7 protein-coding genes and 1 other RNA gene are annotated in these 13589 nt (G+C 61.4%); 6 read left to right on the top strand and 2 right to left on the bottom strand.

Going from position 1 to position 13589, the window contains the following annotated elements; translation table 11 throughout:
- Positions 1 to 130 precede the first annotated feature (130 nt).
- Positions 131 to 2530: a xanthine dehydrogenase molybdopterin binding subunit gene (gene xdhB / locus AB7M25_RS21035; RefSeq protein WP_429381434.1), complete on the bottom strand. Its 2400-nt coding sequence runs from the start codon at positions 2528 to 2530 to the stop codon at positions 131 to 133.
- A complete protein-coding gene (gene xdhA / locus AB7M25_RS21030) occupies positions 2523 to 3977 on the bottom strand; it encodes a xanthine dehydrogenase small subunit (protein ID WP_454237965.1) in 1455 nt (484 codons plus the stop codon). Before xdhA ends, xdhB begins: the two co-directional genes overlap by 8 nt.
- 267 nt (positions 3978 to 4244) lie before the next feature.
- Here xdhA and AB7M25_RS21025 point away from each other — a divergent pair, with 267 nt between their 5' ends.
- The 6 genes from AB7M25_RS21025 (at position 4245) to ffs (ending at position 13561) form a co-directional block, all read left to right on the top strand.
- The gene (locus AB7M25_RS21025) at positions 4245 to 4904 is read left to right on the top strand and encodes a GntR family transcriptional regulator (RefSeq protein WP_104449755.1); all 660 of its coding nucleotides are present in this window, start codon (positions 4245 to 4247) and stop codon (positions 4902 to 4904) included.
- Between the two features lie 2 nt (positions 4905 to 4906).
- Positions 4907 to 8395, top strand: a complete 3489-nt coding sequence (gene smc, locus AB7M25_RS21020; RefSeq protein WP_454237964.1) for a chromosome segregation protein SMC — start codon at positions 4907 to 4909, stop codon at positions 8393 to 8395.
- Positions 8396 to 8653: 258 nt separating this feature from the next.
- Positions 8654 to 9508: a cell division protein ZipA gene (gene zipA / locus AB7M25_RS21015; protein WP_007971469.1), complete on the top strand. Its 855-nt coding sequence runs from the start codon at positions 8654 to 8656 to the stop codon at positions 9506 to 9508.
- A gap of 166 nt (positions 9509 to 9674) precedes the next feature.
- Complete coding sequence (gene ligA / locus AB7M25_RS21010; RefSeq protein WP_454237963.1) at positions 9675 to 12032, top strand: NAD-dependent DNA ligase LigA; 2358 nt, start codon at positions 9675 to 9677, stop codon at positions 12030 to 12032.
- Between the two features lie 154 nt (positions 12033 to 12186).
- Complete coding sequence (locus AB7M25_RS21005) at positions 12187 to 13353, top strand: zinc-binding metallopeptidase family protein (protein WP_429516760.1); 1167 nt, start codon at positions 12187 to 12189, stop codon at positions 13351 to 13353.
- A 111-nt stretch (positions 13354 to 13464) separates the two neighbouring features.
- An RNA gene (gene ffs / locus AB7M25_RS21000) (signal recognition particle sRNA small type) lies at positions 13465 to 13561 on the top strand.
- Positions 13562 to 13589 lie beyond the last annotated feature (28 nt).

The following is a 13589-nucleotide window of genomic DNA, read 5'->3' as shown; positions in this document are numbered from 1 at the left end:
CATCTCTGTTGTCAGTTCGGGCCTCATCGCTGGCAAGCCAGCTCCCACAGGATTTGAGTTGAATCCAAACTCTGTGGACACCACAAAACACTGTGGGAGCTGGCTTGCCAGCGATGGCCGCACCTCGGTCTTAGAGCGAAGCCAGCTCGGTCTCCGCCTCGACAGCCTTCGCCGCCTTCAACTGGCGCATCTGCTCACAGCCCCACAACACCCGCTCCGGGGTCGCCGGTGCGTCGATCTTCGGTTGATGTTTGTAATCGCCCAGGCTCGCCACGGCGTCCTTGATCGCACACCACGAAGCGATACCGAGCATGAACGGCGGCTCGCCCACGGCCTTGGAATGGAACACCGTGTCTTCCGGGTTCTTGCGGTTTTCCACCAGCTTCACCCGCAGGTCCAGCGGCATGTCCGCCACGGCCGGGATCTTGTAGCTGGCCGGGCCGTTGGTCATCAGCTTGCCCTTGTTGTTCCACACCAGCTCTTCCATGGTCAGCCAGCCCATGCCCTGGATGAAACCGCCCTCGACCTGGCCGATGTCGATGGCCGGGTTCAGCGAGGCGCCGACATCGTGGAGGATGTCGGTGCGCAGCATCTTGTATTCGCCGGTCAGGGTGTCGACCAGCACTTCGCAGCACGCCGCGCCAAAGGCGAAGTAGTAGAACGGCCGGCCACGGGCCTGGCTGCGGTCGTAGTAGATTTTCGGGGTCTTGTAGAAGCCGGTACTCGACAGCGACACCTGGGCGAAGTACGCCTGCTGGATCAACGCTTCGAACGTCAGGATGTGATCGCGGACTCGCACGTGGCCGTTGTGGAACTCCACGTCTTCTTCGCTGACCTTGTACTGGCGCGCGGCGAATTCCACCAGGCGCTGCTTGATGGTTTCGGCGGCGTTCTGTGCAGCCTTGCCGTTCAGGTCGGCACCGCTGGACGCGGCGGTCGGCGAGGTGTTCGGCACCTTGTCGGTGTTGGTCGCGGTGATCTGTACGCGGTCCATTTCCACCTGGAACACTTCGGCCACGACCTGCGCGACCTTGGTGTTCAAGCCCTGGCCCATTTCGGTGCCACCGTGGTTCAGGTGGATGCTGCCGTCGGTGTAGACGTGCACCAGGGCACCGGCCTGGTTGAGGAAGCTGGCGGTGAAGGAAATACCGAACTTCACCGGGGTCAGTGCCAGGCCTTTTTTCAGGATCGGGCTGTTGGCGTTGTAGCGACGGATCGCTTCGCGGCGCTCGGCATACTGGCTGCTTTCTTCCAGTTCGGCGGTCATCTCCTCGAGCATGTTGTGCTCGACGGTCTGGTAGTAGTGGGTGACATTGCGCTCGGTCTTGCCGTAGTAGTTGGCCTTGCGCACGGCCAAAGGATCGAGGGCCAGATGGCGGGAGATGGCGTCCATCACTTCCTCGATGGCCACCATGCCTTGCGGGCCGCCGAAACCACGGTAGGCGGTGTTCGACGCGGTGTTGGTCTTGCAGCGGTGACCGTTGATGGTCGCATCGCCCAGGTAGTACGAGTTGTCCGAGTGGAACATCGCGCGGTCGACGATCGACGCCGACAGGTCAGGCGAGCAACCGCAGTTGCCGGCCAGTTCCAGGTTGATGCCGTGCAGGCGGCCGGTGCTGTCGAAGCCGACGTCGTACTCGACATAGAAGGGGTGACGCTTGCCGGTCATCAGCATGTCTTCGACCCGTGGCAGGCGCATCTTGGTCGGCTGGCCGGTCAGGTGCGCGATCACCGCGCACAGGCACGCCGGGCTCGCCGCCTGGGTTTCCTTGCCGCCGAAACCGCCGCCCATGCGGCGCATGTCGACGACGATCTTGTTCATCGACACGTCCAGTACTTCGGCCACCAGTTTCTGCACTTCGGTGGGGTTCTGCGTGGAGCAGTAGACGATCATGCCGCCGTCTTCGGTCGGCATCACCGAAGAGATCTGGGTTTCCAGGTAGAAGTGCTCCTGGCCGCCGATGTGCAGGGTGCCCTGGATGCGGTGCTCGGCAGTGGCCAGCGCCGTGGCCGAATCGCCGCGCTTGTGGGTGTGGCTGTCGAGTACGAAGTGGCGCTTGCGCAGGGCTTCGACCACGTCCAGCACAGGTTCCAGATCTTCGTATTCGATGATTGCGGCCATGGCCGCCTTGCGCGCGGTTTCCAGGTCTTTCGCCGCCACGGCGACCACCGGCTGCCCGACGAACTGCACGGTGTCGATGGCCAGCAGCGGATCGCCCGGCAGCAACGGACCGATGTCCTTCAGGCCCGGTACGTCTTCGTGGGTGATGGCGATGCGCACGCCTTCGAAGGCGTAGCAGGGCGAGGTGTCGATGCTGATGATCCGGGCGTGGGCACGGTCCGACATGCGCGCGTAAACGTGCAACTGGTTCGGGAATTCCAGGCGATCGTCGATGTACTGCGCTTCACCGGCTACATGCTTGGCGGCGCTGTCGTGCTTGACGGCGCGGCCGACACCGGTGGTCAGGTCCTTGGCGAACAGTTCAGCCAATTCGGCTTGGGTCTTCTCTACGGCGTGATGATTAGACATAAGCGGTCACCCGGGTCTCGATGTGCGGTGTTTGCAGTTCGATGAAGTATTTGCGCAGCAGGTTCTGCGCGCTGAGCAGGCGATATTCCTTGCTGGCGCGGAAGTCCGAGAGCGGCGTGAAGTCTTCGCCCAGGGCAGCGCAGGCGCGTTCAACGGTGGCGTTGTTGAATGGCGAGCCGAGCAGTGCGGCTTCGCAGGCGGCAGCACGTTTCGGGATGGCCGCCATGCCGCCGAAAGCGACGCGGGCCTCGGTGACCACGCCGTTTTCCAGGCGAATGTTGAAGGCCGCACACACGGCGGAAATGTCGTCGTCCAGGCGCTTGGAGACTTTGTAGGCGCGGAACAGTTTTTCGACGCTGGCGCGGGGCACGATGATTTTTTCGATGAACTCGCTTTCCTGGCGCGCCGTGACGCGGTAATCGATGAAGTAATCTTCCAGGGCCAGGGTGCGGCGGGTTTCGCCTTTGCACAGCACGATTTGCGCGCCGAGGGCGATCAGCAGGGGCGGCGTGTCACCAATCGGCGAGGCGTTGCCGATGTTGCCGCCCAGGGTGCCCTGGTTGCGGATCTGCAGGGACGCGAAGCGGTGCAGCAATTCACCGAAGTCCGGGTACTCGGCGTTGAGGGCTTCGTAGCAATCGGAAAGGGCGGTGGCGGCGCCGATCTCCAGGCGATCGTCAAAGCGCTCGATGCGTTTCATCTCGGCGACGTTGCCGACGTAGATCATCACCGGCAGTGTGCGGTGGAACTGCGTGACTTCCAGCGCCAGGTCGGTGCCGCCGGCCAGCAGGCGGGCCTGTGGATAAGCGTCATAAAGGTCGGCCAGGTCGGCCACGGTCAGTGGCACCAGGCAGCGTTTGTCGCCGCTGTTGAGTTCGCCGATATCGGTCGGGGCAATGGCTTTCAGGCGCGCGATGGTGTCGGCCTCGCGGGCGTCGAACTGGTCCGGCTGCTTGCCACAGCAGGACTGCTCGGCGGCTTCCAGGATCGGCCGGTAACCGGTGCAACGGCAGAGATTGCCGGCCAGTGCTTCGTGGGCCTTGGCATGATCCGGTGCATCGCTGTTCTTTTGCAGGGCAAACAGCGACATCACGAAGCCGGGGGTGCAGAAGCCGCATTGCGAGCCGTGGCACTCGACCATGGCTTTCTGCACGCTGTGCAGTTCACCTTTGTGCTTGAGGTCTTCAACGCTGATCAGTTGTTTGCCGTGCAGGGACGATACGAAGGTCAGGCACGAGTTGAGGCTGCGATAGCGAATGTGTTCGCGGCCGTCGTCATCAGTCTGCAATTCGCCGACCACCACTGTGCAGGCGCCACAGTCACCGCTCGCGCAGCCTTCTTTGGTGCCGGGTTTGCCCACATGGTCGCGCAGATAATTGAGCACGGTCAGGTTCGGGTCCAGGGCGTGCTCGCTACGGAGTTCCTGGTTTAGTAAAAACTGGATCACGGAAGGCCTCGCAGACTCATTATTGTTGTTAACCGATAGGAACCGAATTTAGCAGGTCTGACTTTTCGGTCAATGATTTTCTGACTTAAAGGTCAGGAAATTGCATTTTGTCGATTAACCACCTGTTCCTTAATTATTGTCGTTGGTTCGATAGCCTGCTTTTTTGCTTGAATCGTGCCAAAAACCTCCGGGCGGGCACTCCGCCCTGACGCAGCAATTGCGCTACACTGCGCCGCTTGTACAGATCAAAGAGTTTGAAGGACAACCATGACGTTCAAGGCGCCGGACAGCCTCGCCGAGCAAATCGCTCACCACCTCGCCGAACGCATCATTCGCGGCGAAATGAAGCCCGGGGAGCGCATCCAGGAACAGAAGGTCACGCTGGCCCTCAATGTCAGCCGTGGTTCAGTCCGCGAGGCTTTGCTTATCCTTGAGCGTAGGCACCTGATCGCGATCCTGCCGCGACGTGGCGCCCACGTCACCGAGCTCACGCCGCACAAGGTGCAGAGCCTGTGCACGTTGATGAGCGAGATGTACATCCTGCTGGCCAACTCCGTAGCCAGTGGCTGGAAAGTCCAGGCCGACCTGGCGCCGTTCGTGCAGATCCAGCAGCGCCTGACCGCCAGTTACGAGCGCCAGGACATCCACACCTTCGTCGACGACAGTTTCAACGTGATGCGCGCCACCTACGGGTTTGCCAACAACCCGTACCTGCAGGAAACCGTCGAGAATCTGCAGCCGGCCATGAGTCGTGCCTATTTCCTTGCCCTGGAGCAGCGCAAGGCGTCGATGAGCGAGTTCCTGGAATTGTTCGAACGCTTGCTCGCGGCCGTGATCGCCCGGGACTTTGCGCAGATTCGCGTGGTGCTTACGGCTTACGCCCAGCGCAGTTGCGATCTGGTGATCTCCGCCCTGACGGACGCCTGAGCGTGCGGCTCAAGTGCATCAAGCTGGCGGGGTTCAAATCCTTCGTCGACCCGACCACGGTGAACTTCCCCAGCAACATGGCGGCGGTGGTCGGGCCCAATGGCTGCGGCAAATCGAACATCATCGACGCCGTTCGCTGGGTAATGGGTGAGAGTTCGGCGAAGAACCTCCGTGGCGAGTCGATGACCGACGTCATCTTCAACGGCTCCACCAGCCGCAAGCCGGTGAGCCAGGCGAGCATCGAACTGGTGTTCGATAACTCCGACGGCACCCTGCTCGGCGAATACGCCGCCTACGCGGAAATTTCCATTCGCCGTAAAGTAACGCGCGACAGCCAGACCACCTATTACCTCAACGGCACCAAGTGCCGGCGTCGTGACATCACCGACATCTTCCTCGGCACCGGCCTTGGCCCGCGCAGCTACTCGATCATCGAGCAGGGGATGATCTCCAAGCTGATCGAGTCCAAGCCCGAGGACCTGCGCAACTTCATCGAAGAAGCGGCGGGCATCTCCAAGTACAAGGAACGCCGGCGCGAGACCGAAAACCGCATCCGTCGTACCCACGAGAACCTGGAGCGCCTGACCGACCTGCGCGAAGAGTTGACGCGTCAGCTCGAGCGCTTGCACCGCCAGGCCGAGGCCGCCAAGAAGTACCAGGAATACAAGGGCGAGGAGCGTCAACTCAAGGCGCAACTGTCGGCCCTGCGCTGGCAGGCGTTGAACGATCAGGTCGGCCAGCGTGAAGCGATCATCGGCAACCAGGAGGTTTCTTTCGAAGCCCTGGTGGCTGAACAGCGCAATGCCGACGCGAGCATCGAGCGCCTGCGTGACGGGCACCACGACCTGTCGGAACGCTTCAATCTGGTGCAAGGGCGCTTCTACTCGGTCGGCGGTGACATTGCCCGGGTCGAGCAGAGCATCCAGCACGGCCAGCAACGCTTGCGGCAATTGCAGGACGACCTGAAGGAAGCCGAGCGCGCGCGTATGGAAACCGAATCCCACCTCGGCCATGACCGCACGCTGTTGCTGACCCTCGGCGAAGAGCTGGACATGCTGACCCCGGAACAGGAAGTCACCAGCGCCGCCGCCGAAGAGGCCGCCGCCGCGCTGGAAGAATCCGAAACCACCATGCATGGCTGGCAGGAGCAGTGGGATACGTTCAACCTCACCGCCGCCGAACCGCGCCGTCAGGCCGAAGTGCAGCAATCGCGAATCCAGCAGCTGGAAACCAGCCTGGAGCGCCTGGCCGATCGTCAGAAACGTCTTGGCGAAGAGCGCGCCTTGCTCTCGGCGGACCCGGAAGACGCGGCGATCATGGAGCTCAGCGAGCAGCTCGCCGAGTCCGAGGCGACCCTCGAAGATTTGCAGACCAGTGAAGAGGCTCAGGTCGAAAAGCTCGAGCAACTGCGCCAGCAATTACAGCAAACGCTGACGGCGCAACAGCAGGCCCAAGGCGATTTGCAGCGGCTCAACGGTCGATTGGCTTCGCTCGAAGCCTTGCAGCAAGCCGCGCTCGATCCGGGCACCGGCACCGCTGAATGGCTGCGCGAACAGAACCTGGCGAATCGGCCGCGCCTGGCCGAAGGCCTGAAGGTCGAGGCCGGTTGGGAGCTGGCGGTGGAAACCGTGCTCGGCGCCGACCTGCAGGCGGTGCTGGTGGACGATTTCAACGATTTCGATTTGTCGGGCTTTGCCCAGGGCGACTTGCGCTTGCTCAGCCCGACCAGCGATGGCGTACGGGTGCCGGGCAGCTTGCTGGACAAGGTCGAGGCGCAGATCGATCTGTCGCCATGGCTGGGGCAGGTCAAGCCGGTCGACAGCCTTGAGCAGGCCCTGGCCTTGCGCGGGCAATTGGCTGCCGGGCAGAGCCTGATCAGCCGTGACGGTTACTGGGTCGGTCGGCATTTTCTGCGCGTGCGTCGGGCCAGTGAGGCGGAAAGCGGTGTGCTCGCCCGTGGTCAGGAAATCCAGCAATTGGGCCTTGAGCGCGAAGAGCGCGAAGCCGCCGTCGAAACCCTGGAAACCCAACTGCAAAATCTCAGGGCGCAGCAGCGTCAGCAGGAAAACGGCCGCGAGCATTTGCGCCGTTTGCTGCAAGACGAAGCCCGCCAGCAAGGCGAATTGAAAGCCCAGTTGTCGGCCGGAAAAGCCAAGGCCGAGCAATTGACCCTGCGCCGCACTCGCCTCGACGAAGAACTCACCGAGCTGGATGAACAGCGCGCGCTGGAGCACGAAAACATCGGTGAAGCACGCCTGCAGTTGCAGGAAGCCCTCGACAGCATGGCGCTCGACACCGAGCAGCGCGAGCTGTTGCTGGCCCAGCGCGACAGTTTGCGCGAGCGCCTGGATCGGGTGCGGCAGGAAGCGCGGCAACACAAGGATCATGCCCATCAGTTGGCGGTGCGTCTGGGTTCGCTCAAGGCGCAGTACGATTCGACGCGCCAGGCGCTGGAGCGTCTGGAGATGCAGTCCGAACGCCTGACCGAAAAGCGCGAACAACTGAGCCTCAATCTGGAGGAGGGCGAAGCCCCCCTGGAAGAGCTGCGCCTGAAACTCGAGGAGTTGCTCGACAAGCGCATGACCGTCGACGAAGAACTCAAGACCGCGCAGATCGCCCTCGAAGACGCCGACCGCGAACTGCGCGACGCCGAGAAGCGCCGCAGCCAGGCCGAACAGCAATCCCAATTGATTCGCAGCCAGCTCGAAACCCAGCGCATGGAATGGCAAGCCCTGACCGTACGCCGCAAGACTTTGCAGGACCAGTTGCTGGAAGACGGCTACGATCTCCACGGCGTACTCGCGACATTGACCGCCGAGGCCAGCGAGAAGGAAGCCGAGGAAGAACTCGAGCGCATCGCCGCGCGAATTCAGCGTCTGGGCGCGATCAACCTGGCGGCCATCGATGAGTACCAGCAACAATCGGAGCGTAAGCGTTATCTGGATGCCCAGGACGCCGATCTGGTGGAAGCGCTTGAAACCCTTGAGAACGTGATTCGCAAGATCGACAAGGAAACCCGCAACCGCTTCAAGGATACCTTTGATCAGATCAATGGCGGTTTACAGGCGCTTTTCCCAAAAGTTTTCGGTGGAGGTCGCGCGTATTTGGAACTGACGGGCGAAGATCTACTCGATACAGGGGTGACAATCATGGCGCAGCCGCCTGGAAAGAAGAACAGCACCATCCATTTGCTCTCTGGTGGCGAAAAAGCCCTGACCGCATTGGCCCTGGTTTTTGCGATCTTCAAGTTGAATCCGGCGCCGTTCTGCATGCTCGATGAAGTTGACGCGCCACTGGATGACGCTAACGTTGGACGCTACGCAAATTTGGTTAAAGAGATGTCGCAGTCGGTGCAGTTCATCTATATCACCCACAACAAGATCGCCATGGAAATGGCCGATCAACTGATGGGTGTGACGATGCACGAACCCGGTTGTTCACGTCTGGTGGCAGTGGATGTCGAGGAGGCGATGGCGATGGTGGATGCCTGAGTCGTGGTTGCAGGAAGGCGTGTTTATGGGTTGTACGACTCTTTTCCTCGCTTCGACTTGCTGGCCAATCGACATATTCGCGTTAGCCAAGGTGGTAGACGGTGTAAAGTTGCCTTTGGTCGTGCTAGTTTAATGTCAATTTTTCGTATACGTGGGCAAAACGCCTGTCAGAACATAGAGTTGGCGCCACGTTTTAAAGCGGTTTACAGGTTGTAAACCCCTTATTTTTCAGCATTTTTTATAGAGGCACGGGATTACATGGAAATCGGTCTGCGCGAGTGGCTGATCGTCATCGGCATTATTGTCATTGCCGGTATTCTTTTTGATGGCTGGCGCCGTATGCGCGGCGGCAAGGGAAAACTGAAATTCCGCCTTGACCGAAGTCTGTCCAACCTGCCGGACGAGGACAGCAGCGCCGAGCTGCTGGGCCCGCCGCGCGTGCTGGACACGCATAAAGAGCCGCAACTGGACGAGCAGGATCTGCCGTCGGTGAGCATGCCGGCCCGCGAGCCTCGTGAATCGGGCTCCAAGCGCGGCAAACGTGGCCACAGCGAGCCTTCCCAGGGCGACATGAACCTCAGCCTGGATCTGGATGGCGGCCCGAGCTTCAGCAGTCGGGACGACGATTTCCCGGATGACACCAAGTCCTCGCCAGCGCACAGCGAAAAAGATCAGCCGCAAGCTGAAGAAGTGCTGGTGATCAGCGTGATCTGCCGCGACGCTGCCGGCTTCAAGGGCCCGGCGCTGTTGCAGAACATTCTGGAAAGCGGCCTGCGTTTCGGCGAGATGGATATTTTCCACCGTCACGAAAGCATGGCGGGCAACGGCGAGGTGCTGTTCTCCATGGCCAACGCCGTCAAGCCGGGCGTATTCGACCTGGACGACATCGACCACTTCAGCACCCCGGCGGTGAGCTTCTTCCTGGGTCTGCCAGGCCCTCGCCATCCGAAGCAAGCCTTCGACGTGATGGTGGCCGCGGCGCGCAAATTGTCCCAGGAGCTCAACGGCGAACTGAAGGACGACCAGCGCAGCGTACTGACTGCCCAGACGATCGAGCACTACCGTCAGCGCATCGTCGAATTCGAACGCCGCGCCCTGACCCAGAAGCGCTGATATTGGCAGTGTGTGGGCATGACTGCCACGCACTGTAGGAGCCGGCTTGCTGGCGATGCGGACTTGAAGCCGCCATCGCCGGCAAGCCGGGCTCCTACAATGAATCTGCGCCGCATCAACAGATTGAGCAGCCTCGGCTGCTCTTTTGCTTTATGAGAGAACACCCATGACCGCCGCCAAGAACCGTATTTTAGAGCTGCGCGCTGAGCTGGATCAGCATAACTATCGCTATCACGTGCTCGACGAGCCGAGCATTCCGGACGCCGAATACGACCGCTTGTTCAACGAACTCAAGGCGCTGGAAGCGGCCAATCCCGAGCTGATCACCAGCGACTCGCCCACCCAGCGAGTGGGCAGCGCGGCGCTGTCGGCGTTTACCCAGGTGCGTCACGAAGTGCCGATGCTCAGCCTCGGCAACGCCTTCGAAGAAACCGACATGCGTGAGTTCGACCGCCGGGTGAGCGAAGGCCTGGATTTGCCGGCGGGCGACCTGTTCGGTGGCGGCGCAACAGTCGAATACAGCTGCGAGCCCAAGCTCGACGGTTTGGCCGTCAGCCTGTTGTACCAGGATGGCGTCCTGGTGCGCGGCGCCACCCGCGGCGACGGTACGACCGGCGAAGACATCAGCGTCAACGTGCGCACCGTGCGCAACATTCCGCTCAAACTGCACGGTACTGGCTGGCCGGCGACCCTTGAAGTGCGTGGCGAAGTGTTCATGTCCAAGGCCGGTTTCGAACGGCTCAACGCCACGCAACTGGAAGTCGGCGGCAAGACTTTCGCCAACCCGCGCAACGCAGCGGCGGGCAGTTTGCGCCAGCTGGATTCGAAGATCACCGCCAATCGTCCACTGGAATTCTGCTGCTACGGCATCGGCCAGGTGTCGGCAGACATTGCCGATACGCACATCGGTAATTTGCAGCAACTCAAGGCCTGGGGCATGCCGATCAGCCATGAGCTGAAACTGGCGCAGGGTATCGCCGAATGCCTGGATTACTACCGCGACATCGGTGAGCGGCGCAACGCGCTGCCTTATGAAATCGACGGTGTGGTGTTCAAGGTCAACAGCATCGCCTCCCAGCGCGAGCTGGGTTTTCGCGCCCGTGAGCCGCGATGGGCCATCGCCCACAAATTCCCGGCCATGGAAGAGCTCACCGAGCTGCTCGATGTGGAATTCCAGGTTGGCCGCACCGGTGCGGTGACGCCCGTGGCGCGTCTGAAGCCGGTCAAGGTCGCGGGCGTCACGGTGGCCAACGCCACGCTGCACAACATGGACGAAGTCGCACGCCTGGGCCTGATGATCGGCGATACGGTGATCATTCGCCGTGCCGGTGACGTGATTCCGCAGGTGGTGCAAGTGGTCATGGAGCGTCGTCCGGAAAATGCGCGGCCGGTGCAGATCCCGGAGAAATGCCCGGTGTGTGGCTCCCATGTCGAGCGCACGCAACTGATCAAGCGCAGCAAGGGCCGCGAGACGGTCAGCGAAGGCGCGGTGTACCGCTGCGTCGGTCGCCTGGCCTGTGGCGCGCAACTCAAGCAGGCCATCATTCACTTCGTTTCCCGTCGTGCCATGGACATCGAAGGCCTGGGCGAGAAGAGCGTCGAGCAACTGGTCGACGAAGGCCTGGTGAGTTCGCCGGCCGATCTGTACGCCCTGACGTTCGAGCAGATCGTCGATCTGGAAGGCTTTGCCGAACTGTCGAGCAAGAACCTGCTCGGCGCCATCGAAGACAGCAAGAAACCGGGCCTGGCGCGGTTCATCTACGCCCTCGGGATTCCCGATGTCGGCGAAGAGACGGCCAAGGTGCTGGCCCGTTCCCTGGGTTCGCTGGAACGGGTGCAGCAGGCCTTGCCGCAGGTGCTGACGTACTTGCCGGATGTCGGGCTGGAAGTCGCGCACGAGATCCACAGCTTCTTTGAAGACGCACATAACCAGCAGGTGATCGCTGATTTGCTCAGGCATGGCCTGCAGATTCAGGACCAGGGCGAGTTGGCTGCCGAGTTTGCCGCGAGTACGACATTGGGTGGTTTCCTCGACAAACTGCATATTCCGTCGGTCGGTCCGGGCGGGGCGCAGAAACTGGCGGACAAGTTCGGCTCGCTGCAGGCGGTGATCGACGCGGACTGGCTGGATATGCGTCAGGCACTGCCGGAGAAACAGGCCAATTCGGTGCGCGAGTTTTTTGCGGACGAGGAAAATCGCCAACGATCGATCACTGCTGAGGCGCAGTTGGCCGATTTCGGCATGCACTGGCAGAGTGAGAAGAAGGTCGTTGAAGGCTTGGCGCTGGCCGGCCAGACCTGGGTGCTGACCGGCTCGCTGGAGCTGATGAGCCGCGATGTGGCCAAGGACAAACTCGAAAGCCTGGGGGCCAAGGTCGCCGGCTCCGTGTCGGCCAAGACCCATTGCGTGGTCGCAGGGCCGGGCGCCGGTTCGAAGTTGACCAAGGCCAATGAGCTGGGGTTGAAAGTGCTGGATGAAGCGGCGTTTGTGGCGTTTTTGAGCAAGCAGGGTATTTCCGTGTGACGCCATTCGCTGGCAAGCCAGCTCCTACAGACTTTGCGCGATTCTTGTAGGAGCTGGCTTGCCAGCGATGGCAATTTCAGCCCTCTCGCAAGCAGGGGGAACGATCTTGTCACGGTAATGATCTAGTCTTGGCAAGCCCCAGGGAGAGATCGCCATGTACCGTTTCTTCGAACAGCTCAGCTCGCGCATCGCCGCGCCGTTCACGGGGGAGTGTTCGCGCAATAGCAAGGTCTGGTCCTGTCGTTGCGGACAGTCGCTGTTCTTTCGCAACAGCCAGTGCCTGGCGTGTTCAGCGGCCCTTGGGTATCAACCTGAGCAAAGTCGTTTATCTTCCCTGCAACCGGGCGAGCGCCCCGACACCTGGTGGCTCGACGCCGATCCGCAGGCGGGCGCGTTCCGCCGCTGCGCCAACCTCGACTCACCGGCTGCGTGCAACTGGCTGCTTGCGGCCAATCCCCACGAAACCTTGTGCATGGCCTGCAGCTTGAATCGCACGATTCCCGACCTGTCGATCACGGAAAACCACGAGCGCTGGCGCAAGGTGGAAACCGCCAAGCGGCGGCTGGTCGCGCAACTGGTCAGCCTGGGGTTGCGGGTGATTCCCAAGACAGTCGATGAGGAAACTGGCCTTGCCTTCGATTTCATCGGCGTCGACCTTGAAGGCAAGCCGCCGACCACGGGCCACGCCAACGGCTTGATCACCCTCGATATCAAGGAAGCCGACGACGCGCACCGCGAGCAGGTGCGGGTGCAAATGCACGAGCCCTATCGCACGTTGCTCGGGCATTTTCGTCACGAAGTCGGGCATTACTACTGGGACCGATTGATCGCCCATAGCCATTGGCTTGAGCCGTTTCGCGGCTTGTTTGGCGATGAGCGCGCGAGCTACGCCGATGCCCTCGAACGGCATTATCAGCAGGGCGCGCCGCTCGACTGGCAGCAACACTGCGTCAGCGCCTACGCGACCATGCATCCGTGGGAAGACTGGGCGGAAACCTGGGCGCATTACCTGCACATGATGGACGCGGTAGACACCGCACTGGGTTTTGGCATGAGCGCCCGGGAAATGGACTTCGACTATCAGCCGTTTCCACCCCAAACCCTCTACGATCCGCAGCATCCCGGCGGCGCGGCTTTCCTGTCGTTCGTCAACGCCTGGATCGAACTGGCCGGCATGCTCAACGAGCTGTCACGCAGCATGGGGCAGCCGGATTTCTACCCCTTCGTCCTGCCGCCTACTGTCGTTGCCAAGCTGCACTTCATTCACCTGGTGATTCAGCAGGCGGGCGGCAGGGCGGATGCAGTGCTTGAGGCGCAATAGCAAGTGCTTGAACCCCCTCATGTTTTTAATCCGAAACCAACGGTTGTAACTTCGCCTCAGATAGGTACAATGGCGCGGCTCGCCGACAGGTGAGCGTCGTTATGGTGACCCTATCGGTCCCCCCGCAACGATCAGCCGTGAACCCGGTCAGGCCTGGAAGGGAGCAGCCGCAGCGGTGACATTGTGTGCCGGGGTGTGGCTGGTAGGGTTACCACCTTAACGCCACGCGAGTGCTC

It is taken from the genome of Pseudomonas sp. AP3_22 TE3818 (assembly GCF_053628995.1).
This window is presented reverse-complemented; position numbering and strand designations above follow the sequence as displayed.